This is a genomic window from Glutamicibacter sp. JC586 (assembly GCF_009805585.1).
Classification (GTDB): Bacteria; Actinomycetota; Actinomycetes; order Actinomycetales; family Micrococcaceae; genus Glutamicibacter.
Genome location: NZ_VHIN01000002.1, coordinates 159,740 through 184,378, shown reverse-complemented (window position 1 = coordinate 184,378; position 24,639 = coordinate 159,740). Strand labels below are relative to the sequence as shown.

At 53.0% G+C, this 24,639-nt stretch carries 24 protein-coding genes and 3 tRNA genes; 16 read left to right on the top strand and 11 right to left on the bottom strand.

The features are described 5' to 3' along the window. Positions 1-35 precede the first annotated feature (35 nt). The 3 genes from FJV47_RS01070 to FJV47_RS01060 form a co-directional block, all read right to left on the bottom strand. Positions 36-641 (bottom strand): energy-coupling factor transporter transmembrane protein EcfT, encoded by a 606-nt coding sequence (locus FJV47_RS01070; RefSeq protein WP_159609293.1) that lies wholly within the window; start codon positions 639-641, stop codon positions 36-38. Further along, entirely contained in the window at positions 638-1,327 is a 690-nt protein-coding gene (locus tag FJV47_RS01065) for an energy-coupling factor ABC transporter ATP-binding protein (protein WP_159609292.1), read from the bottom strand. The genes FJV47_RS01070 and FJV47_RS01065 overlap by 4 nt, the downstream gene beginning before the upstream one ends. Before the next feature lie 148 nt (positions 1,328-1,475). Further along, positions 1,476-2,198: a LysE family translocator gene (locus FJV47_RS01060; RefSeq protein WP_159609291.1), complete on the bottom strand. Its 723-nt coding sequence runs from the start codon at positions 2,196-2,198 to the stop codon at positions 1,476-1,478. Positions 2,199-2,353: 155 nt separating this feature from the next. Here FJV47_RS01060 and FJV47_RS01055 point away from each other — a divergent pair, with 155 nt between their 5' ends. After that, entirely contained in the window at positions 2,354-2,800 is a 447-nt protein-coding gene (locus FJV47_RS01055) for an Lrp/AsnC family transcriptional regulator (protein WP_159609290.1), read from the top strand. Between the two features lie 15 nt (positions 2,801-2,815). Here FJV47_RS01055 and FJV47_RS01050 read toward each other — a convergent pair whose 3' ends face one another. Both FJV47_RS01050 and FJV47_RS01045 read right to left on the bottom strand, forming a co-directional pair. After that, on the bottom strand, positions 2,816-3,844 hold the full coding sequence (locus FJV47_RS01050) for an MFS transporter (protein WP_159609289.1): 1,029 nt from the start codon (positions 3,842-3,844) through the stop codon (positions 2,816-2,818). A gap of 485 nt (positions 3,845-4,329) precedes the next feature. Then, a tRNA-Arg gene (locus FJV47_RS01045) sits at positions 4,330-4,403 on the bottom strand. A gap of 314 nt (positions 4,404-4,717) precedes the next feature. On the opposite strand from FJV47_RS01045, the gene FJV47_RS01040 reads away from it, so the two are divergent. Beyond that, complete coding sequence (locus FJV47_RS01040; protein WP_159609288.1) at positions 4,718-5,167, top strand: single-stranded DNA-binding protein; 450 nt, start codon at positions 4,718-4,720, stop codon at positions 5,165-5,167. A 113-nt stretch (positions 5,168-5,280) separates the two neighbouring features. After that, on the top strand, positions 5,281-6,963 hold the full coding sequence (gene ettA / locus FJV47_RS01035; protein ID WP_159609287.1) for an energy-dependent translational throttle protein EttA: 1,683 nt from the start codon (positions 5,281-5,283) through the stop codon (positions 6,961-6,963). A gap of 72 nt (positions 6,964-7,035) precedes the next feature. Here the strand turns inward: ettA and FJV47_RS01030 are convergent, their stop codons facing one another. After that, positions 7,036-7,539 (bottom strand): flavin reductase family protein, encoded by a 504-nt coding sequence (locus FJV47_RS01030; protein ID WP_159609286.1) that lies wholly within the window; start codon positions 7,537-7,539, stop codon positions 7,036-7,038. A gap of 136 nt (positions 7,540-7,675) precedes the next feature. Here FJV47_RS01030 and soxR point away from each other — a divergent pair, with 136 nt between their 5' ends. Then, a complete protein-coding gene (soxR, locus tag FJV47_RS01025; protein ID WP_159610025.1) occupies positions 7,676-8,179 on the top strand; it encodes a redox-sensitive transcriptional activator SoxR in 504 nt (167 codons plus the stop codon). A gap of 86 nt (positions 8,180-8,265) precedes the next feature. Here the strand turns inward: soxR and FJV47_RS16665 are convergent, their stop codons facing one another. Beyond that, positions 8,266-8,388 (bottom strand): hypothetical protein, encoded by a 123-nt coding sequence (locus FJV47_RS16665; protein WP_255474732.1) that lies wholly within the window; start codon positions 8,386-8,388, stop codon positions 8,266-8,268. Between the two features lie 219 nt (positions 8,389-8,607). Between FJV47_RS16665 and FJV47_RS01020 the strand changes: the two genes are divergently transcribed. Further along, positions 8,608-9,963, top strand: a complete 1,356-nt coding sequence (locus FJV47_RS01020; RefSeq protein WP_159609285.1) for a 2Fe-2S iron-sulfur cluster-binding protein — start codon at positions 8,608-8,610, stop codon at positions 9,961-9,963. Between the two features lie 17 nt (positions 9,964-9,980). Here FJV47_RS01020 and FJV47_RS01015 read toward each other — a convergent pair whose 3' ends face one another. Then, positions 9,981-10,874, bottom strand: coding sequence for an acyl-CoA thioesterase II (locus tag FJV47_RS01015; RefSeq protein ID WP_159609284.1), 894 nt, complete (start codon positions 10,872-10,874; stop codon positions 9,981-9,983). 173 nt (positions 10,875-11,047) lie between these two features. Between FJV47_RS01015 and FJV47_RS01010 the strand changes: the two genes are divergently transcribed. Beyond that, complete coding sequence (locus FJV47_RS01010; RefSeq protein ID WP_159609283.1) at positions 11,048-11,707, top strand: hypothetical protein; 660 nt, start codon at positions 11,048-11,050, stop codon at positions 11,705-11,707. A gap of 71 nt (positions 11,708-11,778) precedes the next feature. Here the strand turns inward: FJV47_RS01010 and FJV47_RS01005 are convergent, their stop codons facing one another. From FJV47_RS01005 to pepN, 3 genes are all read right to left on the bottom strand, one after another. Beyond that, positions 11,779-12,279, bottom strand: coding sequence for a globin (locus FJV47_RS01005; protein WP_159609282.1), 501 nt, complete (start codon positions 12,277-12,279; stop codon positions 11,779-11,781). A 9-nt stretch (positions 12,280-12,288) separates the two neighbouring features. Beyond that, a complete protein-coding gene (locus FJV47_RS01000; RefSeq protein ID WP_159609281.1) occupies positions 12,289-12,765 on the bottom strand; it encodes an OsmC family protein in 477 nt (158 codons plus the stop codon). Between the two features lie 93 nt (positions 12,766-12,858). Continuing rightward, a complete protein-coding gene (gene pepN / locus FJV47_RS00995; protein WP_159609280.1) occupies positions 12,859-15,399 on the bottom strand; it encodes an aminopeptidase N in 2,541 nt (846 codons plus the stop codon). A gap of 286 nt (positions 15,400-15,685) precedes the next feature. On the opposite strand from pepN, the gene FJV47_RS00990 reads away from it, so the two are divergent. The 10 genes from FJV47_RS00990 (at position 15,686) to FJV47_RS00945 (ending at position 24,238) form a co-directional block, all read left to right on the top strand. After that, positions 15,686-16,159 carry a ribose-5-phosphate isomerase gene (locus tag FJV47_RS00990; RefSeq protein ID WP_159609279.1) on the top strand — a complete coding sequence of 158 codons (474 nt, stop codon included), beginning with the start codon at positions 15,686-15,688 and terminating at the stop codon, positions 16,157-16,159. 2 nt (positions 16,160-16,161) lie between these two features. Beyond that, on the top strand, positions 16,162-17,133 hold the full coding sequence (locus FJV47_RS00985; protein ID WP_159609278.1) for an Fpg/Nei family DNA glycosylase: 972 nt from the start codon (positions 16,162-16,164) through the stop codon (positions 17,131-17,133). 183 nt (positions 17,134-17,316) lie between these two features. Next, positions 17,317-17,387 (top strand) — tRNA-Gly (locus FJV47_RS00980). Positions 17,388-17,953: 566 nt separating this feature from the next. Continuing rightward, positions 17,954-18,028: transfer RNA gene (locus FJV47_RS00975), tRNA-Pro, on the top strand. Positions 18,029-18,115: 87 nt separating this feature from the next. Next, positions 18,116-19,450: a trigger factor gene (tig, locus tag FJV47_RS00970; RefSeq protein WP_159609277.1), complete on the top strand. Its 1,335-nt coding sequence runs from the start codon at positions 18,116-18,118 to the stop codon at positions 19,448-19,450. A 246-nt stretch (positions 19,451-19,696) separates the two neighbouring features. Further along, entirely contained in the window at positions 19,697-20,293 is a 597-nt protein-coding gene (locus FJV47_RS00965) for an ATP-dependent Clp protease proteolytic subunit (protein ID WP_159610023.1), read from the top strand. 46 nt (positions 20,294-20,339) lie between these two features. Next, positions 20,340-20,999 carry an ATP-dependent Clp protease proteolytic subunit gene (locus tag FJV47_RS00960; protein WP_159609276.1) on the top strand — a complete coding sequence of 220 codons (660 nt, stop codon included), beginning with the start codon at positions 20,340-20,342 and terminating at the stop codon, positions 20,997-20,999. A 169-nt stretch (positions 21,000-21,168) separates the two neighbouring features. Then, a complete protein-coding gene (clpX, locus tag FJV47_RS00955) occupies positions 21,169-22,461 on the top strand; it encodes an ATP-dependent Clp protease ATP-binding subunit ClpX (protein WP_159609275.1) in 1,293 nt (430 codons plus the stop codon). Positions 22,462-22,508: 47 nt separating this feature from the next. Further along, positions 22,509-23,117 carry a DsbA family protein gene (locus FJV47_RS00950; RefSeq protein WP_159609274.1) on the top strand — a complete coding sequence of 203 codons (609 nt, stop codon included), beginning with the start codon at positions 22,509-22,511 and terminating at the stop codon, positions 23,115-23,117. A 233-nt stretch (positions 23,118-23,350) separates the two neighbouring features. Continuing rightward, positions 23,351-24,238, top strand: coding sequence for a hypothetical protein (locus FJV47_RS00945; RefSeq protein WP_159609273.1), 888 nt, complete (start codon positions 23,351-23,353; stop codon positions 24,236-24,238). Positions 24,239-24,639: the final 401 nt, after the last annotated feature.

The following is a 24,639-nucleotide window of genomic DNA, read 5'->3' as shown; positions in this document are numbered from 1 at the left end:
TGGCAGAGCGAGTGAGAGTGGATGAGGTGGTGCAGCTAGTGGTTGGCCGGTGCCGAGTCGAAGCCGCGGGCATCTAGTGCCTCAGCAGTTTCATCAGCGATCTTCAAAGATCGAATGACCAATGGCACGGTGACAGCTAAGGGATTGTTAGCCAGACCGCGGGCGTGTTGGGCTTCTCGGACTTCGTTGTAGACCTTTTTGAGTTCGGGGATGAAACGAATGGTCATGGATAGGGCTAACGCGACTTGATCAGGATTTCCGCCGACGACGCGTATTGGAGAAGCAACTTGTTGAAACAGCTCCAGCATTTCGGAAAAGCGTGTGCTCAGACTGACTGAATAGGCCAGCAGGCACATGGTTAGTAGGCGCAGAACTGAAGACACTGCGTTTAGCCAATTTGTTTGAATCCCTAACAGGATGAAAACGACACCGAGAATGATCACGATTGAGATCAATGGGGCTCGAAGTTGTTTCAGATCCACTCGCGCTGAGGCCAGCAGGGCGACACTGAGGATGAATGCCACCAGGAGCACTTGCCACGAACTGATTAGGTATAGTCCGATACTCAATACGAGCAGACTTCCAAACTTCCAGCCAGGCTTGATCCTCGATAGGTAGGAAGCGTTGTGAGCCGCGCTCATGCGTGGCTCCAAGCGCGGTAATGGTCTATTGCGGCCTGGGGGAGGCCGTCAAAGGACACCTGACCGTTGGTTACAACAAGTACGCGTTCAAAGTCCTCGAGGATTTCCAAGTCGTGGGTGATCACGATGGCTCTTTGCTCCAACTTGGCTATTTCACGTTGGAAGCCGAGTCGATTGCGTAGGTCCAGCATGGTGGTGGGTTCATCGAATACAACGGTCTTAGGGCGCATGGCCAGCACCGACGCGAGGGCGACCATCTGCTGCTCGCCACCTGAGAGAGTGTGGCTTTCACGGTCTGAGAGGTGAGAGATGCCTAGTTCAGAAAGTGTTGTGGACACACGTAGCTGTCGTTCGTTCTTTGGCAGTCCAAGGTTCTTGAGTCCAAAGGCGATATCTTCTGAGACTATCGGCATGATGATTTGATTGGCTGGATTCTGAAAGACGAAGCCAACTTCACGCCTGATTTGCTTAGCGTGTTCTTTCGTAGACAACTCGCCGATGCGAACTGTTCCAACCGTGGGAAGCACTAGACCATTGAGCAATCGGGACAGCGTGCTCTTTCCGGCACCGTTAGCGCCAATGATGCCGATACGTCGCTCATCTAGCGTGATGTTGACGTCTTTGAGTACGTCGCGCTCGTCATAACGAACGGTGACGTTCTCGATGCGGATCGGGGGTAGTTCCACAAAAGCTCCAGCGTGATGCTCTGAGCCAGATGCAAACCCAAGCGGTGGCGAGGTCAATCTGGCTAACGGATCGGACGGTCGAAATACCGCCGATACAGAGCATACTTGATCACCGTTCAATTGTCTTGATCAGTGTTCAATAAATGAGTTATGCGACGAAAAATTGTTCGTAGATCAGGCCTAATGCTAGACAGACCATGATGATGCCGGAACACAGCGTGACACCTCGCGCGACCCTTGGGCGTGAGCGCAACAAAGCTCGAGCTGTCACGGCAACACAAAAGTAAACGATGATCGAGACGCCTACGTGTGTTAGCCCCAAGATCAGAGTTTGGAGGGATATTGGCAACGAGGCCGAGGGGTTGAAGTACTGCGGGATCAAAGCCACGTACAGAAGGAGGGCTTTGGGATTGGTGCCACTGGTGAGCAGACCGCGAAGAAAAGGGGACGGGTGGGTCTTGATCTTTTTGGTTCTTGTCAGTACAGCAACGGACCCGCTCATTGAAGGTTCGTGTTCGGCTACAGGTGTTGAAAGCTCAACTTTGTCTGTAGAAGAAGCGGTCGCTTGGTCCGCGTCGTAAAACTTAGCTTTTTTGAACGACACCAGTGTCGAGATTCCCAGCCACAACAAGTAGAACGATCCAGCAACGGTTAGCCACAACAATGCCATTGGTGAGCTCGCGACCAGCGCTGCGATGCCACAAACCAGCAAGGCGGTGTGGAGCAAGTAGCCGGAGATCAGACCCCAGACGGCTGGGCGGTAACTGCGTTGCCCTAACGCGGATGAAATTACGTAGGCCCAGTCCGCGCCAGGAGTGCATGACAGCGCTACTGATACTAGGAGGAATCCGGCAAATTGAGTGAGTTCCATAGCAGTCTCTCCTAGGGGTTGTTGGCGTTGAATCAACCTTAGGAAATTTCGGCCAAAATGTGTTTGCTGATTTTTGGTTAGAATTCGATATCCAAGCAAAAAACATCTATATAGAAGGAATCTTGCGCAAGAATTTTGTGCGATAGGCTAAATCTATGGATGATTTAGATCGTGCGATCCTCGCTGAACTGCAGCTCGATGGTCGAATAAGCGCAACGGCGCTTGCTGCAAAAGTCGGTTTGTCGGTGGCTCCCTGCCACCGTCGTATTCGAGAGCTGGAGCGTAGCGGAATCATCACTGGGTATCAGGCAGTGATCGCGGCCGATCGCGTGGGCCTAGGGTTTGAGGCGCTGGTGTTTGCAACCCTGAAAAACCGGGCCGAGCTTAAAGATTTTGAAGCGGCCGTTGAGGAAGTAGATCTCATCGTGGACGCGCAGCGGCTTTTCGGGGATCCCGACTTCCTGCTTCGCGTGCTTGCCGAAGATCTAAGTCACTTTCAGCGCGTTTACGACGATGTGTTGGTGGGATTGCCAGGAGTCGAGAAACTAACCAGCACCATCGTGATGCGCAATATTAAGGAGCGAGCCGTAATTCCCGTCTAAGGCAGCAAGAAAATTCTATTTGGGACGCCGGCTGACCCGGGGTGTCAGAAGAAGTGACATGACCAAAACAACGGCACAGACCCACAGGGCCTGTGGCAGCCCGACGCTATCGACGATGAGCCCGATTAGTGGGGGACCGCCAAGCATCGCCCCGTAACCGAATGCACTAATAATGCTTACTGCTTTGGGGCCAAGTCGCTCGCTCCTCGCCGCGGCGATACTCATTCCAACGGGGAAGCCTAATGAGCTGCCCAATCCCCACATCGCTGAGCCCATTCCGATGAGATATGGATTAGCGCTGGTGATGAATAGACAAACGCCGATCAAACCAACGGATCCCATAAGCAGCAGCGTGTATTTGTGTCCGAGACGGTCTACGAGCATGCCACCGACAAATCGCCCAATGGTCATGGCGCCGACGAACAGCGTGAACATCAGGGCACCTTCTTGGTGCTTCAAGCCGTGGCCGTCGACACTGGCCACCGCAATCCAGTCGTTGGCTGCGCCTTCGGCAAAACTTAGCCCAGCGACCATCAGACCCAAAAGTATCAGCAGCCCAAGCTTGCGGGGATTGTGGGATCCTTCCTCGGATTTTTTCTTGGCGCGGTTGGCGAAATTCTCGTTTTCCCACGAAGCTAATCCGAGATGAGCGACGAAGGCTAGGGCGATGATGAGAACGGAGACGAACACAAAGTGCCAGATACTCTGGATATGCAGCGCGATAGAAGCTGTTGCTATCCCGGCGCCAATCAAAGACCCTAGACTAAAGAAGCCATGCAGAGACGGCATGATACTGCGTCCCAATTCGCGTTCAATTCGTGCACCACTGACGTTCATCATGATGTCCAGGCAGCCGAAAATGATCCCGTTGATGAACAAGGCAACGTAAGCCAGTGCGGTGTTTTGCGTGACTGAAATTGCGATGCCAAGTATGGGTAGGCACAGCGCGAGCCCCAGCGGTAGTGAGCAAAGAAGTCGCTTCGTTGGAACAAATCGGCTGATTGTCGGAATGATGCTTAAGCCAACGAGCGTTCCAACTGTCATACAAAGTAGGAATGAGCCTAGGCCTAACCCGGAAAGTCCTAGAACTGTATCGATGATCGACAGTCGACCGGCCCATGAAGCGAAAGATAGTCCTGCAAGCAGGAATATTAGGTTGATACTGGTGCGTTCAGACGGGACGAGTCGCTCTCTAGTGGCGACCAGTTGAATCATGAAAAAGTGCTGCCCTCTCGATTTCTATATTCTCTAGAGTTTATCGCAAATTTCATGCCAAAGTTACCGTCCAGTTGCCTGTCCTATTGATTCAGCGAAGATGCAAGGCTCGTGTTAAGCCGGTGCACAGAGTCGAGTGTGGCACGGCACTGTCAGCCGTTCAGAGTGTGGAACTCAAAGAATCGAAATACGCCTTGTGAATCTCCGCAGGCATCGTGAGATTTGGACTTTTTGAGTGCTGATGCGGTGCATTAGGTGAGGGGTATGAGAAACCGCTGCTCACTTAATTTGCTAAGTGAACAGCGGTTTGAGTGTGCCCCCGGCGGGATTCGAACCCACGACCTAGAGATTAGAAGGCTCTTGCTCTATCCAGCTGAGCTACGGAGGCTTAACCGAAAAATAGTTTAGCTCATTGCCTCCTAAAAGTACGACTTGAGCTCACTTGATGGTCGGGTGCTTTCGATTCTGACTCAGTGCAATGCGTGTGTAGACAGGATTCGTAGAGTCCGTTGTGTCGCGAAGCAGATGGTCCCTGGCCACGCCAAGTCACGGAGCGGTTGCTGAGGGCCTCGCCCTTCAGCTTTTGCTCGGTAAATATCCACAATCCGTAAATCCGGCGGTCCATCGCTTATGGCAGAGCAGCATCATGAGGTCTAACACCGGGAACAGTCCTTGGTGTCTGGACTAGAAGGAGTAGATCCCTTGAGTGATCTAGTGACCATCCGTGCGATCGTCGGCACGGACCCGCAATTGACCATTACCCAAAAGGGCGTTTCTGTTTTGAAGTTTCGCGCTGCTACTCATGAGCGGAAGCGTGAACCCGAATCGGGCCAGTGGGTAGATGGGCCGACAAACTGGTTTTCCGTATCTGCTTTCAGGGGATTAGCGGAAAACACCATGGAGTCACTGGCCCAAGGAGATCACGTCGTGATCTTCGGCAAGTTGCAAATCAGGGAATTTGAGAGAGCTGACGGCACACGAGGAACTAGTGCCGATATTGAAGCATTTAGTGTTGGGCATGACCTCCGTTTTGGCACGAGCACCTTCACTAGGGTTCGCACAGACACTTCAGAAATCGAACGTGTATCGCATTCCGAATCGCAGGCTGACTCTGACGGTAGTTGGCCGAAAGGTCAGGGACAAGCTGCTTAGGTGGGGGTTGGATGGCGGTGGTTGGTCTCCTTGTGTGAATCCGAGCACCGCCAAGCCAAAATAGTTCAGTTCGGATTCGGATTTGACCCCCAACACCGACTAGCCTTAACAACATGGCGGAATTCATTTATACGATGACCAAGGCTCGCAAGGCCGTTGGTGACAAAGTCATCCTTGACAATGTCAGCATGTCGTTTTTCCCAGGCGCCAAAATTGGTGTTGTCGGGCCGAACGGTGCTGGTAAGTCAACGATCTTGAAGATCATGGCGGGTCTCGATACCCCGTCCAATGGCGAGGCACGACTCTCGCCAGGATATTCGGTAGGCATCCTGATGCAGGAGCCACCATTGAACGAAGAAAAGACCGTCCTGGGCAACGTCCAGGAAGGTGTAGGCGAGATCTACCAGAAGATCACCCGATTCAACGAGATTTCCGAAGAGATGGCTCAGGACGGCGCCGACTTCGACGCACTTCTTGAAGAAATGGGCAAGCTCCAGGAAGCTATTGACGCAGCAGATGCGTGGGACATCGATAGCCAGCTTGAGCAGGCCATGGATGCTTTGCGTTGCCCACCAGGTGACGAAATGGTAACTCACCTTTCCGGTGGTGAGCGACGTCGTGTCGCTCTTTGTAAGCTGTTGCTGCAAAAGCCAGATCTGTTGCTGCTCGATGAGCCTACCAACCACTTGGACGCAGAGTCCGTACTGTGGTTGGAACAGCACCTAGCTGCATACCCAGGCGCAGTATTGGCAGTTACTCACGACCGTTATTTCTTGGACCACGTCGCCGAGTGGATCTGTGAAGTTGACCGCGGTCGCCTGCACCCATACGAAGGCAACTACTCCACTTACTTGGAGAAGAAGCGCGAGCGTATGGAAGTTCAGGGTAAGAAGGACCAGAAGCTGGCGAAGCGTCTAGCTGAAGAACTCGAATGGGTTCGTTCGAACGCTAAGGGACGTCAGACCAAGTCCAAAGCCCGTTTGGCTCGATACGAAGAAATGGCTGCGGAAGCCGAGCGCACGCGCAAGCTTGACTTCGAAGAGATCCAGATTCCACCTGGCCCGCGTCTGGGGCAGGTCGTCATTGAGGCGACCGATTTGAAGAAGGGCTTCGGAGATCGTGTACTGATTGACGGCCTGTCCTTCTCGTTGCCACGCAACGGCATCGTCGGTGTCATTGGTCCGAACGGTGTTGGTAAGTCGACTCTGTTCAAGACCATTGTCGGCATGGAAGAGCTGGATGGTGGTTCGCTGAAGGTTGGCGAAACCGTCAAGATCTCGTACGTTGACCAGAACCGTGAAAATATTGATCCGGCGAAGTCCCTGTGGGAAGTTGTTTCGGATGGCCTGGACTACATCAATGTTGGCCAGGTTGAAATGCCATCGCGTGCTTACGTTTCGGCTTTCGGATTCAAGGGCCCAGACCAGCAGAAGAAGGCTGGCGTGCTTTCCGGTGGTGAGCGCAACCGTCTGAACTTGGCTTTGACTTTGAAGCAGGGTGGCAACCTCTTGCTTCTCGATGAGCCTACCAACGACTTGGACGTTGAGACCCTTTCCTCTTTGGAAAACGCCTTACTCGACTTCCCAGGCTGCGCCGTCGTGGTCTCGCACGACCGTTGGTTCCTGGACCGAGTTGCTACCCACATCTTGGCTTATGAGGGTACCGAAGAAAACCCGTCGAACTGGTACTGGTTCGAGGGCAACTTCGAGTCCTACGAAGAGAACAAGGTTGAGCGTCTGGGCGCCGATGCGGCCAAGCCGCATCGTGTAACCCACCGTCGCCTTACTCGCGACTAATAAAGTACATAGCAATGGCCGCCACTAAAGTGGCGGCCATTGCTATGTAACAACCGTGGGATCACGGGAGAATTATTGTGTCTCTGAAACGCTGAACAATTCCGAAATTCGTAGGTACTCACGATTCTGATGAGCTAGATGCTGTCCCGAACGCCCCTGCAAGATCTCGTGAACCTCGGCTGCGATCAGGCGTGATCCGCCAACACTCACCGAAGAATGAATCGTGGCCCGAAATGCGACTGGCGCCTGAACAAAATGTGGTTCACCAGTTGGCAGGAAATGGAAATCTTGCTCCGGGGTAAAGCGTGGGGCCCCGGGCCTTGCGAAGTTCGTCGCTAGCTCCTCTTGCTGTTCACTGAGCATGTGGATGACAAAACTAGGCGCTGCCAATACTGCGCCGGCTGCTCCGGACTCCTTGGCAAGCGAGAAAGACACCGCTACCGGGTTGATCGACAGAGAAGCTAAGGAAGAGATCGTCAGCCCGTAAGGCACCTCGTCAACGGTTGCAGTAATCAGGGCAACACCAGCTGGATGATGACGGAATGCGGTACGAAAATCATCTGACAATTGGCTCATCCGGTGGCTCCTTCGCCTGGATCATAGTTCAATGGTCCAGTTGCTGATGTGGAAGTTTTGCGGGCTTCCACCAACGATATTGATTACTTCCACCCTAAGACCTCAAGTAAACTTGAGGTCAAGGAGGGGAGTCGTGATGATTCGCACAGAGCACCCTGAAAGTGACCCAGAAGAAATTCCAGCCGAAGAGCAGCTGACAATCGGACAGGTCAGTGACCGAACGGGAGTCGCCCGCTCAGCGCTTCACTACTACGAAGAAGTCGGACTGATCTCGTCCCTGCGCACAGGTGGAAATCAACGCCGATATCCGCGACACCTGCTTCGCCGGATCTCGTTGATCACAGTAGGTCGGAAACTAGGAATCTCCCTAAGTGACATCAAACGGGCCTTAACTCCGGTGCCGATGGGTCGGGTCCCCTCAGAATCGGATTGGCTTCGGGCCTCCGAAGAGTGGAAACTGGTGTTGGAAACTCGTCGTCGGGCCATTGAAGAACTAGAAAATCGACTTATGGGATGCATCGGGTGCGGCTGTCTTTCAATGCAGGCATGCGGACTGCTCAATCCAGAAGACCAACTCTCGAAAGATGGCTCCGGTGCACGTCGACTTGAAAACATCGATGAGCAAAAAGATGACGGCTAGTCTTCACGTTGTGGTCGAGGCTTCTCGCAGTTCACTAGACTCATCCCATGAAGATCGCGCAGTTATTTCGGTTTCCCATCAAAGGACTACCCGGAGAGCCAATTAGTTCGGGCGCAGTGTGCGTTGGTGGTGGAATTCGAGGCGATCGGGGCATTGCGTTCACCAACGGAACAGTTGAAATTCTTGATGGCCAGTGGGGGAATTGCCATAGTTTCACGGTCCTGAAGAACAACAAAAGCCTTCAAAAGTGGCGAGTTAGCTCCGTTCCGCCACTTATCACTGTATCGGCACCCACCGATAATTCTGGGTCTTCGTTGACATTCGACTCATCTACTCGTGAGGGAGTCGAACGGCTAGGAGACTATCTTGCTGAGCACCTTCCTACACAAGGCTCCGTGCAACGACGTGCAGTGACAATGTCGCAGGGAATGTTTGATTCACAGCGTTCAGGTATTTCAATCATCAACCCTAGGACGGTTGAAAGGCTTTCTGCCGCCGGCGAGATCATCATGGATCCGCGTCGGTACCGTGGCAATATCCTCGTTGAAGGATTACCTGCGTTTGCCGAGTTTGGGCTTATCGGAAAGGTTCTACGCATTGGTGAAGCGCGAATAGCCATCTCTAAATCAATCGAGCGTTGCTCAGCGACCTCGGTGAATCCCGAAAGTACAGACGTTGATACTAATGGGCCGCGATTGTTAGCTACTCATTTTGGCCATTTGCATTGCGGAATCTACGGCACGGTTCTGGACCCTGGCGTTCTCGAAGTTGGCAATGAGATTGACATTGAGATGCCAAGCGAAGATATTTCACATCTTGTGCCCGCTAAACGCTCTCCACGGTATGCCACAATTCAGAAAACCAAGAAGGTCTCCGTGGACATTGTTGAAGTCACCTTACGTGATGCGCACGGCTGGTTGAGCGAACATGACGAGCCGGGATCACATTTACGAATTCACTTCCCGGACCCTGTGTGGCGGAACTATACGATCACCGCAGTCCACGGCCAGGACGTCACAATTGCCGTAAGAATTCAGGGAAGAGTTTCCAAGAAGGTTTCGCAGCTGCAAGCAGGTGACGAACTGTTGATATCGGGTCCCTACGGGACGGTTACAGCCGATAGAGTGCTGGGAGAACGTACGGCATTTGTCACTGCCGGCATCGGCATTACTCCGGTGCTGGGTTTACTTCGAAATTTTCAGGCTTCGTCTCAAAAGCCCAATTTGAGGTTGCTACACGTTGAACGCGGGGCACCTAGTGAACTCTTTTTAAGGGCCAAGCAGCAGGTCGAACAAGCGGCAACTGAATCCACGGTGTTGCACTTTGATACCACCGTGGCACGTCCGGACATTGAAGCCATTGCTCAAGTCGTGAAGGGCTGTGACAGCGTCATGATCTGCGGCCCCGGGCAGTTCACCTCGATGGTCCGAGAGATCTGTCGCGTTGAAGGTATCGACTCCAGCCGCGTCCACACTGAGGCGTTTGTTTCACCCCAAAAGGACTTCAGTAGTCTGTTCCAGGATTTTGACCAAGCCCAAGTAAGCTGCGCTAAATCCGGAAAGGAAATGACCTGGCAGCCGGTAGACGGCGTTCTGCTTGATGCATTGCAGTCACGCGGAATCAGCGCCCCGAGCTCATGCCAAGCCGGATCGTGTGGTGAATGTGCAGTTACTTTGCTCAGAGGCAACGTGAGCTATCCCATGGAACCCAGCGCCCCGATTACACAGGGCAAGATCCTTACCTGCGTGGGCGTACCTAATGGCGACGTGGAGCTGGAGCTCTAGGAGTGGTGGTGCCTAGATTATTTCTTGGCACCGAATTCGGGAAGTCGCACCATGCCTTCTTGAGCAACTGTTGCCACAAGCTGACCACGGCGATTAAAGAATTGTCCGGTGCCTAATCCGCGCGCAGAGGAAGCCGAAGGCGAATGTAGGACGTAAAGAAGCCACTCGTCGACCCTGAAATCCCTGTGCCACCACATGGCGTGGTCCAAACTCGCGATGCTCAATCCTGGATGAATCCAAGCCAAGCCATGGGCCTTCAAGATTGGTTCGAGCAACACGTAGTCGCTGGCATAGGCCAGTGCTGCGCGGTGGAAGGTGGGGGCGTCTGGCATGGCTGAAGTGGTCCGCAGCCAGACAGCCGTATCGGCGCTCTTAGTCTGATCGCCAGACAGGTAGATAGGCTCGGATACATGACGAACATCGAAGGGACGCTCAAATGCCCATTCTTTCGCTACCGGGTGATCAAGGTGCCCTACGAGTTCAGCGGTGGTAGGAAGCGACTCTGGATCGGGAGCGTTGATAGGCATTGGATCAGAATGTTCCAAGCCCTGTGCAGGCTCTTGGAAAGAAGCGATCATGGAGAGAATAGGATCGCCGTTCTGATACGCATGGACTCTGCGGGCCGAAAAAGAACGTCCATCGCGTAGACGTTGCACCCCGAAGGTGATGTTTTGCGCAGGATCACCAGGTCGAAGGAAGTAGCCGTGAAGGGAATGGATGGCTCGTTCTGGGTCAACAGTGCGAGATGCCGCCATGACGGACTGTGCGAGTACTTGGCCGCCGAATACGCGCTTGCGATTCTGTTTAGGCATACGTCCGATAAAGATATCCTCATCGGTTCGAGCCTGATTCTCGCCATCCAAATTTAGCAACTCCAGTAGTGCCTGAGTGGTACCAAGGTCTCCGGTCACGGCATAAACTCCTTGAAAATTTTTATGGTGTATATCTTTACCCAATGTTACTCGAAAGTATCATTTCGTCGGGCGGACCTGCCTGTACGTAAACTATACGATTATTAGGGTGCTGTTCACGCCGGTAGCTAATTTGTGGCAGGGCGAGCGTGCGACCGTGAGAACATTAATCCATGGCAAGCGACGTTTTGATTTTTGACGATGTAAATTCCGTCAGTGACCTTTCAAACTTCATTAGTCGGGCCAAGACTATTGAAGATGATGCAGCGCTATTCGTTGCAAGGGGAACCGCGCTGGCCGTCTACGTGCCAGTACTCGTTCCAGCTGAATTGGGACAAGGACAGTACACGGTCCTGGGAATGCGAGTGCATCGACTGGCCCAGCCTGCCGAACTTAACACGAGTTACTCAATGGCCTCAATTCAGGACCGACTAGCCAGGATGGGGGACACGTCAGTGGAATTCACCGTGCCTCCTGTAGAAGCTACCGCTCGTTGGGCTGGGATTTCAGTGCCAATGACGCAGTGGGAAGAATCGGGGAGCGTCCTTGACAGCGAGCTATCGCGTGCGGCCCAAACCGGAATCGACGCCGTTGCCCAGGCGTTGCCAGAGAATCCCGGAAAACCTGTCATTGCGCAAATTCGCCAACGAATCTGGTCCTCAGAAATTGAGGGTCAAGACACGCCTCTACCAATGGGGGCTGCCTTCGCAATGCATGCACTTGGTTTTTTGACCAAAGATGGGCAAAGTCGAATCTTGCGCCGTGGAACCTGGTACCGCGTGAGCAATGGGCTCGGTCACGCGGTAGTACGTCAATCTTCGCTGCTGGGCTAAAGTCTTGTTAGATCAAGAAAGGGTCTGAAACCGTGTATGGTTTCAGACCCTTCCTTGGTATTTACGTTGGATTAGCCCGGCGTGTTCATCATTGAGTGGGCCGCACGCTCGAAGTAATCACGGAGCGTTTCAGCTTGTAGCGGTGGCAATTCGAGCTGATCTATGGCCTTGTTCATATGGCCCAGCCACACATCGCGGTAGTGCGAGTTGACCGTGAAATTGCCATGACGCATCCGTAGACGTGGGTGTCCACGATGCTCCGAATAAGTGCTCGGGCCACCCCAGTACTGCTCGAGGAATAGTTGAAGTCGCACCTGAGCTGGGTGCAAGTCCTTTTCCGGGTACATGGCTCGGAAATCCTCGTCCTGGGCAACCGAATCATAGAAATTCTTGGTCAATTTCGCGAATACTTCGCGACCGCCCACTTCGTTGTAGAAGGTTCCCGGGTAGAGGGAGGCGTCTACAGGTTGCTCAGCCAGATCAAGAAACTCTTGGCTTGAAGCGCCTAAAACGAGAGGCTTGCTGAAAGGATCCTGCTTTACGCTGTGCGGGATCTGCGGATGTTCACTCATTTTTGTTCCTCAAGAATTGCTCGGAAGTACCGGTTCATGAAGGACCGGGAAGTTGACGGACCTTGCAATGAAACACACCTTGTTGGCTTGTTCGTGCAGAGAGTTGGCTAGTTCACGCTGTGATTCGTCGGCCAGTTGGATGTCCGGACGGAGCACGGCCTGGGTGAATTCGCCACTGTTGTCTGCGTTCAGTCGGAGCGTGCCCTGAGCTGAGTCGGTATATGCGGTGACCCTCACGCCGTGATTTACTGCGATATGCAGGTAGGAAAGCATATGGCATTGGCTCAACGCTGCGAGAAGTAGCTGTTCGGGGTTCCAACGATCCCTATCACCATGGAAGGTGGGGTCCGCGGTTCCTGGAAGATCGGGTAGGCCCTGTGCGCGCACAATATGGTCTCGACCGTAGCTTCGATAGGTATCGGTTCCGGTACCGCGATTGCCGGTCCATTCGAGACTGACACGGTACTGGTGATGCGAAAGGTCCATGAAAATATTGTCGCATCTTTAACTGGCCAGGGATGTACGCACGAGCTTGGCGAGCTATGCGTACATCCCTGAACAATCTCCAGTTACTACAGCCTAGATATCGGCTTGACGAGCAGCCAACGCGCGTCGTACATCGGCTGAGGACTCGGACAGCAGGCGGCGAAGGGCTGGATGCTTTTCGCCCAACGATTCCAAGAAGGCCTCAGTCTTTTCCAAAGTGGATCGGGAGACCTGCGAGCTTGGGTAGAAGCCCAAAACAATCTGCTTGGCCATCTCGTGGGAGAAACTTTCCCAAGCGTTGACCAGCAGGTCGAAGTACTTATCTGAGTAGTCTGCGATCAGGCCTTTGTTATGGGTGTTGTTGAAGCCTGAAATCACGGCACTTTGCTGATCGTTAGACAACGTTGCAGACGTCGCTGCTTCAAATGCTTGGGCTTTAGCCTCTGGCAGGGGGCGCGAAGCGCGAGCGGTGTACCACGAGGCTTTACCCTTTGCGGTGTCATCTTTGGCGAGAACTTCATCAATCTGCTCTGCTGAGAATCGCCCGCCGGCGCTGAGTGCGATGGTCAACGACCACCTTAGATCGGTATCGATGGTCAGTCCGTCTAGGGTCTGCGAGCCATCGAAGAGCCCCTGAACGATTTCAAGCTGTTCAGCAGTGCGGGAACGATGGGCGAAAGCTTTGGCTAGCTGTAACTGTGCGTCAGAGCCAGCCTGAGCCTCGGTTGCCAGTTGCCACAAGCGATCCGCGGCCTGAACGGACAATGCCTCGCTGCGGTCATCGGCAACGTAGCTGTCCAAAGAAGTGTTCAACTGGCGCAAAAGAACCATGATGAGCGTTGAATCAACCTCGTGCCCAATGTTATTCAGCAACAGCTGGACGTAAGTGCTGGCGGGGGATTCCGCATCTCGGACCGAGTCCCATGCGGCCGACCAGACTAACGTTCGAGGCAGTGACTCCTGGAAGTCCTTGAGATGTTCAGTTGCCGTCGCCAGCGAACGCTCGTCGAGGCGAATCTTCGCGTAGGTCAAGTCATCATCGTTGAGCAGTACCAGGTCAGGCTGGCTGAGTCCCACCAAGGAAGGAACTGGGGTGGATTCGCCGATGACGTCTAGCTCTTCACGATGAACCCGCTGCAATGCGCCACTTTCATCAAGACTGTAAAAGCCAACGGCAAGACGGTGCTGGCGAAGTGTGGGGTAGTCAGACGCGGCGCTCTGGTTGATGTTAAAGGTAGTGATTGCGCCGGACTCATCGGTTGAGATCTGAGCCCTCAGCGTATTAACGCCGGCGGTCTCAAGCCATTGCGCACCCCAATCGCTCAGGTCACGACCACTGGACGCTTCGAGTTCGGAGAGTAGATCTGGAAGTTCAGTATTCTTCCATGCGTGTTTCGCGAAATACTCACGCACGCCAGCCATGAATTCTTCCTGACCAACGAAGGCAACAAGCTGTCGCAGAACGCTAGCACCCTTAGCGTAGGTAATGCCATCGAAGTTAACTTCAACATCCTCAAGGTCGTTGATTGGCGCCACGATTGGGTGAGTTGAAGGCAGCTGGTCCTGGCGGTAGGCCCAGTTCTTTTCCAAGGTGTTAAAGGTGGTCCACGCGCTGGTAAATTCGGTGTTCTGGGCTGCTGCCAAGGTAGACATGAATTCAGCAAATGACTCGTTGAGCCAAAGATCGTTCCACCACTTCATGGTCACTAGGTCGCCGAACCACATGTGTGCCAACTCGTGCAGCACGGTGATTGCACGGCGCTCAACCATGGCACCGGTTGGACGGGAACGGAACACATATTCTTCAAGGAAGGTGACTGCACCTGCGTTCTCCATGGCTCCGGCGTTGAATTCCGGTACAAAGAGTTGGTCGTACTTCTCGAACGGATAAGGAGTGCCGAAGTTCTTCTCATAGAACTCGAATCCTTGACGAGTGATGGTCACGATATTTTCTACGTCGAGGTACTCCATCATGGAAGCGCGTGCAAATACGCCCAGTTCCACGGTGCGCCCACTGGCGGAAACAAGTGAATCGCGGGCAACCTGGTAAGGCCCAGCAATCAGTGCCGTGATGTAACAGGAGATGCGCTGAGTTGGTGCGAAGGACCAGGTTGCAGAATCACCTTGTTCTTCGGGAGTCGGCGTTGGAGCGTTAGACACTACATTCCAGTACTTTGGCGCCGTGACGGTGAATTGGAAGGTCGCCTTGAGATCTGGCTGCTCAAAGACTGCGAACATTCGACGGCAGTCGGCGACTTCAAACTGAGTGTAGAGATAGACCTCTTTGTCAACTGGGTCCACAAAGCGGTGTAGGCCTTCTCCGGTGTTCATATACAAAGCGTCGGCGTCAATGACCAAGACGTTTTGTGCTGCCAAGTTGGGAAGCTGAATGCGGATGCCGTCTGCATGGGATGTCGGATCAAGTTCCACACCGTTGAGGTTGATCGAACGTACGGTATCGGTGACGGCATCGATGAAGGTCGATACACCTTCTGTGGCGGTGAATCGAACAGTAGTTTTGGATGTGAAAACCCGCTCTCCACGAGTGAGATCCAGATTCACCTCATAGCTGTCGACATTGAGCAGTCCTGCGCGTTCGGTGGCCTCAGCGCGGGTGAGGTTCATTCCTGGCATTGGGTCTCCAGTTCTTGATGAAGTGTGCGTCCGAGACAGTTATGAAACGGATACTGAATATTTATATATTGTGTCACTTCTGACGGGGTGTAAAGCAAGTCATCTGGAGAACAATTTACGCAGATGCTTCAGATCAGCGGAAAACTTCAAGAACTCGATCTCAATTGGTGAGAAAAGATGGCGATATTACCGACAGAACATCGTTACATGACAAGGAGTTCGCAGGACATCGCTAAGCTAGATGGGACAGTAATAGCCCCTCCAAGCAAAAAAGAGGCAACAGACTATGCGCGTGCATATTGCTACCGACCATGCCGGACTAGAGCTCAGTGACCACTTGGTGAAGTACCTAACCGGCAAAGGGTACGAAATGGTCAACCATGGTCCGGAGTCATATGATCCTGAAGACGACTACCCTGCGTTCTGCATCAACGCAGCGAAAGCGGTTGTGAAGGAGCAGCGTGAAGGATTGGATTCTCTAGGCATTGTCTTAGGCGGCTCCGGCAACGGGGAACAGATCGCTGCCAACAAGGTCGAAGGGGTTCGCGCTGCGTTGGCTTGGAATCTGGATACCGCTAAGTTGGCTCGCGAACACAATAACGCCAACGTGATCGCAGTTGGTGGCCGTCAGCACTCCGTTGAAGAAGCTGCCGAACTCATCGAAGCTTTCTTGACAGAACCATTTAGCGAAGCTGAGCGTCACGTGCGCCGAATCGGCAAGATTGCTTCGTACGAAACCACCGGCGAGGTCATCGACTAACCGTGCCAGAAGGCCACTCACTACACCGACTTGCCCGCCAATTTGATGACGTCTTTGGCGGGCAAGTCGTGTATCTATCCTCTCCGCAGGGCAGGTTCGCCACAGACGCATTACGCATCGATGGTCAAGTCCTGGAAATCGCTTTTGCAAAAGGAAAACAACTTTTCTGTCGCTTCTCAAATGACTTGTACCTCCGAGTACACCTGGGGCTGTATGGGGCATTTAGCTTTGGCGGAGACGAGTACTTCAGCGGTTATTCTTCCATCGGTGCTCCACGCAAGATCGGTGAGAAGGAACTAGGTTCTCAGCCTGAAGTGGGGGAGTACCTCGGCCCTCCAGCGCCGATAGGCGCAGTTCGTGCGCGGATCGTTTCTGAACATGGGTGGGCAGATTTGCGCGGTCCGACGGCCTGTGAGGTCCTCGACTATTTACATGTACAGAAACACCTCGACAATTTAGGTCCAGATCCACTCGCGCGTGCTGCTAATGAATTCAGAGCAGCGAAATCCGCCGAAGAGTTGCCGGCATCAGAGTCGGTGATGGAAATGGGCTATCGGGAGTTTAAAGAAAATCTCTCCAGGACGAAAACTCCTATCGGCATTGCTCTGATGAACCAAAGCATGATCAGCGGAGTTGGAAATATTTATCGTGCCGAGTCACTATTCCGCAATCGTATTGCGCCAGCGTTGCCGGCCAACCTCCTGACTCCTCGCAAAGCGCGACAGCTATGGAACGACATTGTCAGCGTTATGGAAGACGGAGTAAATGATGGAAAAATCATCACGACTCTGCCTGAAGACCGTCAAGCTGGACTCCCTCTATGGCCTGATAATGCGTATTACGTTTATCAACGCCAGGGTCAAGGATGTCGACGCTGCAGTGGCAGTATTTCCCTCATGGAAGTTGCGGCGCGCAAGCTCTACTGGTGCCCGCGCTGCCAGAAAATGCCCCGCGCGGCGGCGGTAAAGGGCTGAGCCGTCGCAGGGATGCGATGAGCGAAACAGTTTTGCTACGCAGATGACGGCGTGTATTGCTTTGAGATGCCCAAAACAGATGCTAGTTGAGAGGCTCCAAGTGAGAACGGGAATCCTCGATTTGCAAAGCGTATCTTTTATGGTCTAGACTCAATCTTGTTCGAAGCGATAAAGCTTCGAAATGGGGATGTAGCTTAATGGTAAAGCCTCAGTCTTCCAAACTGATTACGCGGGTTCGATTCCCGTCATCCCCTCGGAAAAAAGGCTCCGGCTCTCAACTTGAGAGTCGGAGTTTTTTGTTTTGTTGAAGATTGCATCCGCTCTCGTGCGCACGTGCCGCCATCGTTGAGCAGGGCATGAATTCGCCTTTGCAATGCTTCTCTTAGTCTCTCAGGCTCTTCTGCCGGATTGAATCGATACCTGTAACTCGGCTTTGGTGTTAGACGAAAATGCATCGACACCTTAGGGCAGTAGCCTCAGGGTAACTGCACTCGAAACGAAGTGGGCGTTGCTCGGCGGGTGATGCTAGTCGGATCTTGATTTCCGGCAAAGTTGTTTTCTCGTGCATGTGAGCCGATTTGGCAGTGAAATTCTGTAATTCAACTCACGTGAAGTCGTAAAGTTTGGCTTTTAGGGCGCGAATTTCGCGTATATACGCGGAATCATGCGTAAGTGATTGTTCGACATGCGTAGGTTTCGATTTTGCTTTTGGTCCGAACCCGTGTAACTTAGTTTCTTGTGATCAGCACGGGAAACAATTGATTCCTAAGTTGAACGCAGGACGGAAAGTCCAGATGAAGTTAGGTTTTCCGAACTTTATCGGGGTATAGCTCAGCTTGGCTAGAGCGCGCGCTTTGGGAGCGTGAGGTCGCAGGTTCGAATCCTGTCACCCCGACTCTGTCGAACAACCCCGCAACGCCACCATGTTGCGGGGTTTTTTGCAGATTAGACCTAATATTAGACAACTCAGGAGTACAACGCTGTGAAGAGCGCCGTCGAAAACGTCAACCCGACTCGGGTTAAGCTGACCGTTGAAGTTCCTTACGAGGAACTGAAGCCCCGCGTCGATGAGGCGTACAAGACCATCGCTCAGCAGATTCAGGTCCCAGGCTTCCGCAAGGGTAAGGTTCCCACCCGCCTGATCGATCAGCGCGTTGGTCGTGGCTATGTCATCGAGACTGCAGTCAACGAAGGTCTGAACGATTACTACCAGCAGGCAATGGTCGAGAACGAGCTGACCCCACTGTCCCGCCCAGAGGTTGACATCACCGAACTGCCTTCCATCGAGAAGGAGGGCGAGGGCCAGCTGGTATTCACCCTTGAGGTAGACATCCGTCCGAAGGTTGAACTTCCGGACTACAAGGGCATCGAGGTTGCTGTTGAAGCCAAGGAAGTTGCTGACGAGGATGTCGAGAAGGCTCTCGACGACCTGCGTGGCCGCTTCGGCACCCTGAAGGAAGTTGAAGCTCCAGCAGTTGCAGACTCCTTCGTTACCATCGATCTCACCGCGTCGGTTGAGGGCGAAGAAGTTGACTCCGCGCAGGGCCTGTCCTACCAGATCGGTTCCGGCAACATGCTTGAGGGCATGGACGAGGCTGTTACTGGCCTGTCCGCCGGCGAAGATGCAACCTTCGAAACCACCCTGGCTGGCGGCGAGCACGCCGGCAAGGCTGCGACCGTCAAGGTTGTTATCAATGCTGTTAAGCAGCGTGAACTTCCAGAAGCTAATGATGACTTCGCTCAGCTAGCTTCCGAGTTCGACACCATCGCTGAATTGCGCGAAAACCTGACCAAGGACGCTGCTGAAGGCAAGGTTGTTGAGCAGGGTGTAGAGGCACGCGAATTGGTTCTCGACAAGTTGGTTGAACTGGTTGAGGTTCCTGTTCCTGCCTCGGTTATCGACGAGCAGATTGAACAGCACTTCAATGCTCCAAACTCTGAAGAGGGCCACGACACCGAAGAGCACCGCGCTGAAGTTCGTGAAAACACCGAACGTGCTTTCAAGAACGAAATCATCTTGGACGCAGTTGCTGACGCCGAGGAAGTTGGAGTTGAGCAGTCCGAGCTGATCGATTACATCGTTCAGACCGCTGGTCAGTACGGCATGGAGCCAAACCAGTTCGCACAGATGCTCGATGGTGCCGGCCAGGTTCCAATGCTGATGGGCGAGGTTCGTCGTCGCAAGGCTCTGGCTAAGGTTCTTGAGTTCGCTAAGGTCACCGATTCCAAGGGTGAAGCAGTGGATTTGACTTCCTTCGTGAACCCAGCGGGCGAAGAAGAAGCAGTTGCTGAGGTTGAAACCGAAGAAGCTAAGTAGTCTTCACTCATACTTTGATGGCCATTGGCCGCCTCCAAAGGCGGTCAATGGCCATTTTTGTTCGCTCCAGGCGTGCATCATGCGCCGTGAGCGAAACAGGGGCATGAAACCACCCATGAACGCATTGAAGTAAGTAATCTCAAAGTAACCAGTTGCAGCTTTGGGGTTGGAAACAGAAATCCCAGAATCTGATCTACACGTTTGGAAGAGGTAGAGAACATGTCAAATGATTCGCGCACTCCTACTATGGCCGCCGTTGATCCGGCCAGCCGTGACGACTACATTTACAACCGCTTGCTCAAGGAGCGCATCATCTGGCTGGGCTCCGAAGTCCGCGATGACAATGCGAACGCCATTTGCTCGCAGTTGCTCCTGCTCTCGGCAGAAGATCCTGAGAAGGATATTTACCTGTACATCAACTCACCAGGTGGATCGATCACTGCAGGTATGGCCATCTACGACACGATGAACTTCATCCCGAACGATGTGGTCACCGTAGCAACCGGCCTGGCAGCGTCCATGGGGCAGTTCCTGCTTTCCTCGGGTACCCCGGGCAAGCGCTTCGCGACTCCTAACGCTCGCATTCTGATGCACCAGCCTTCAGGTGGCATTGGCGGTACCGCCTCGGACATCAAGATCCAGGCTGAGCTAATCATGCACATGAAGAAGGTCATGAGTGAACTGACCGCTGAGCAGACCGGTCAGACTGTGGAGCAAATCCTCATCGACAACCAGCGTGACAAGTGGTTCACCGCTGAAGAAGGTTTGGCATACGGCTTCGTTGACCAGGTCGCAAAGAACGCAGGGTCTGTTACTGGTGGCGGCGGCGTAGAGCCTCAGTAGTCGAATCCACCACTTCATACCCAAAGATTTGTCCAAGGAGAAAACCATGAACTTCAATCCTGAAGCAGTCAGTGGCCAGATGCCATCGGCTCGCTACATTCTTCCTCAGTTCGAAGAGCGCACCCCATACGGATTTAAGCGCCAGGATCCATACGCAAAGCTATTTGAAGACCGCATCATTTTCCTCGGTGCACAGGTTGATGACGCTTCGGCAGATGACGTAATGGCTCAGTTGCTGGTTCTGGAATCTATGGATCCAGAACGCGATGTAACCCTTTACATCAACTCGCCAGGTGGTTCGTTCACTGCAATGACTGCGATCTACGACACGATTCAGTTCATCCGTCCCGAGGTTCAGACCGTTTGTTTGGGACAGGCAGCCTCCGCTGCCGCGGTCCTGCTTGCAGCAGGTACCCCAGGTAAGCGTCTTGCGCTGCCAAACGCACGAGTTCTGATCCACCAGCCCGCTATGGGTGGTGGCGAACGTGGCACTGCAACTGACCTGCAGATCCAGGCCGAAGAAGTCATGCGTATGCGCTCGTGGCTGGAAGAGACTCTGGCGTCGCATTCGGGTCAAGACGTAGAGAAGGTTCGCGATGACGTGGAGCGTGACTTGTTCATGACTGCCGCCGAGGCAAAGACCTACGGCATCGTGGATGAGGTTCTGACTCCACGTAAGCTGAACCGTGCTCAGCTGGGAAGCTAAAACTAAAACGGAATAATCCCCGATGAATGGCGGTTTACCCTAGGGGCGCGACTTTACATTCGTGAAGTCGCGCAACACAGGTAAACCGCCATATTCATCTAATTTGGGGTACAACTAGCCTAGAATTGAGTAAGTCCACAGCTACTCAAGTAAACGGGAGAATGGTGCGATGGGACGCATGGGTGAAGGCTCAGATCTACTGAAATGCTCTTTCTGCGGAAAGAGTCAAAAGCAGGTTAAGAAGCTAATTGCAGGCCATGGGGTTTACATCTGTACTGAATGCATCGAGCTTTGCAACGAAATCATTGCAGAGGAATTTGCAGAAGAGCAGGTGCATGAGGAATTCTCCTTAGCCAAGCCTCGCGAGATCTTCGATTCCTTGCAGGATTACGTTATTGGTCAAGAGAACGCCAAGCGCGCGCTTTCAGTGGCAGTCTATAACCACTACAAGCGAATCCACGGAAACCAAGATCATGGTCCCGTGGCTGCATTGACCAACGATGATCCGTTGGGCGAAGTCGAAGTTTCAAAGTCGAACATCATGCTCATTGGTCCGACTGGTTGCGGCAAAACTTATCTTGCGCAGTCTCTGGCCAAGAAACTTAATGTTCCTTTCGCTGTCGCTGACGCCACTAGCCTCACCGAAGCGGGCTATGTTGGCGAAGACGTTGAGAACATTCTCCTGAAGTTGCTCCAGGCCGCTGACTATGACGTCAAAAAAGCAGAAACTGGAATCATCTACATCGACGAGATCGATAAGATTTCCCGTAAGAGCGAAAATCCATCTATCACCCGAGATGTTTCCGGTGAAGGTGTACAGCAGGCATTGCTGAAGATCCTCGAGGGAACCGTAGCGGCTGTTCCGCCTCAGGGAGGGCGTAAGCACCCGCACCAAGATTTTATTCAGTTGGACACTACCAACATCTTGTTCATCGTTGCCGGTGCTTTTGCTGGGCTAGAAGAAATTATCTCTTCTCGCGCAGGGCAAAAGGGTATCGGTTTCGGTGCACCATTAACCGCGCTGAAGAGCGAAACGGCGTCGTACTCGGATGTACGCCCTGAGGATCTATTGAAGTTTGGTTTGATTCCAGAGTTCATTGGTCGTCTGCCGGTAATCACGACTGTTGAGCACCTTGATAAAGATGCACTCGTCCGAGTATTGACGGAACCAAAAAACGCGCTGCTGAAGCAATATCAGAAGATGTTCCAAATGGACGGCGTCGCTTTGAATTTCGATCAGTCCGCACTCGATGCCGTCGCTGAGAAGGCTATTGAGCGTGAGACAGGAGCTCGTGGTTTGCGCTCGATCTTGGAGGAAACTCTGGGCGGGGTCATGTTTGATCTTCCTAGCCGTGAAGACGTAGCTGAAGTTCTGGTGACTCGTGCCACCGTTCTTGATGGTGAGGAGCCAGCGATGCTGACTCACGCAATGGTGGCCAAGCGCGACAAAAAGTCTGCGTAACCTGTATAACAATCGCAAGATTATTTTCTCTGAAAGGTTGGAATCACATGGCGGAGCGCCAGCAAGTCGATTTTTGGTTTGATCCGGTCTGCCCATTCGCGTGGGCGACTAGCCGGTGGATCAAGGAAGTAGAAAAAGTCCGCGACATTGATGTTTCGTGGCACGTCATGAGCCTATCGGTGCTCAACGAAGGACGCGACCTTCCAGAAGATTACCGCGCCATGATGGACTCGTCTTGGGGCCCAGTGCGGGTGGTAATCAAAGCTGCACAGGATCATGGTGAAGAGGTCGTTGATAGTCTTTACACCGCCATGGGTGAACTCCTGCACTACGACAAGATCACCGACCGCGACGAAGTTATCAAAAAAGCTCTGGAGAAGACAGGTCTTCCAGCTGAGCTCGCTGAAGCGGCTCACGCCGATGCTTACGACGAAGCACTGCGAACCAGCCACGAAAACGGCATCAGCAAGGTTGGCCAGGACGTTGGAACTCCGGTTGTTGCCGTCGACGGCGTCGCATTCTTTGGTCCAGTCATCACCCGTATTCCGCAGGGCGAAGAAGCGGGTAAGCTGTTTGACGCGGCCGCACAGTTGGCATCGTTCCCGTACTTCTTCGAAATGAAGCGTACTCGTACAGAAAGCCCAGTATTTGACTAGGGTTGACTGCTAAATTGTTGAAGGGCATTTCCAATTGCTGAGGAAATGTCCTTCAACGCTTTAACGCGTAACCGGTCGTAGATCCAAACGTGCCCTTACTGCTCGGCTTATCAATGTTGCTAGCCGCCGATTCGATTCAGCTAAGTCTGCTCTTGAAAGAAGTCAACGTGGTTTTCAGTTCGCAACCAGCGCTGTGGCGTCGCACAGTATCGAGCCTTTGCATCATACTAAGTGTGATCATTGCTCCGATTTCAATAGCTGGTCTCTGGGCTTCCAACCACATCACGAATACTGACGGATTCGTGGAAACCTTGGGGCCGCTGGCTAATAATCAAGGTTTACAAGATTTGGTGGCAGAGCAAGTCACCACGTCAATTTCGGGTAAGTTGCAAATAGAAGACAACATCATGGCAGTTACCGGTGACGGTCTATTGTCCCAACTGTTACCGGCCGATGAACTGGCTAACAAGGCCGACGAAGTCATTCAGTCCAGTACTTTGCGGATCGTGCAGTCCGAAAGCTTCGCCGCGACGTGGCAGTCGACCTTGCGGACTAGTCACCAAACCACGGACCGGATCTTCAACGAACAAGGCACGGCCGATCTGGACCAGGCAGGAAAGCTAAGCTTCCGATTCGATGACGTGTTCGCTGGTGTGACAAAGAGTCTTGGTGCCTTAGGGATTGCAGGTTTGCCTGCTATCGGCAACTTCTCGTGGAGCCTAGATCTTGTCCAAGAAGACGCACTACCAACAATTCAAAAGGTCTACCTGCTGATTCAATCGGTTGGACCGTGGGCCATTTACATCAATGGTGCCTTGCTGCTTGCCGGTGTGACGCTCGCACCGCGCTACCTGTCCAAGGCATGTCTTTGGCTAACCGCGACAACCGGACTGAGCTACATCGCGCTGAAGACACTAGTGCCCGACTACATTCAAGAGCGACTACTTTCCCACTTCACTCGTGAACTATCAAGGGATATTTTCGATCAAGTCAGTCATGGCCTAGCAACTGGCTTGTTGGTGACGGCTATTGTGTCGGCGATCCTGGGGGTCGCATCGTTACCTCTGGTCAGGTCTTGGTCGCGGTCACAAAGTACGCATGGCATAGCCGCGCAACAGTGATGACACTGTTTTCGCAGGACCTTACCTGATCCTCGAGGGCTGGGGGACTGTCCTGTCTAGGGTGCCTACGCTTTCTATGAGTGGGCAAATACGACAATTAGTCCTAATTCATCCGAGCGCCGGCAAAAAATTTTTCACCGGGTGAGCCACCGCGAAGCAATGGCAAAGTATCCGATACCGACTATTTCGCTTCATACTTACCATCAACCATCGACGCGTTCCAAGGGACCTTGCACGAGCAGATGACACGCATCACAAAACTGATTTCTAGAGGAAAAGTCACCTCTGGGTAAATTTAGCGTTGTTTCCTGTCGCGCCTAGAGCCATAGTTTCCGATCATCGCCTAGCCATGAGCACGCTGAATTACTTCATATTCAAAAGGTAATTCGTTGATACGTCAG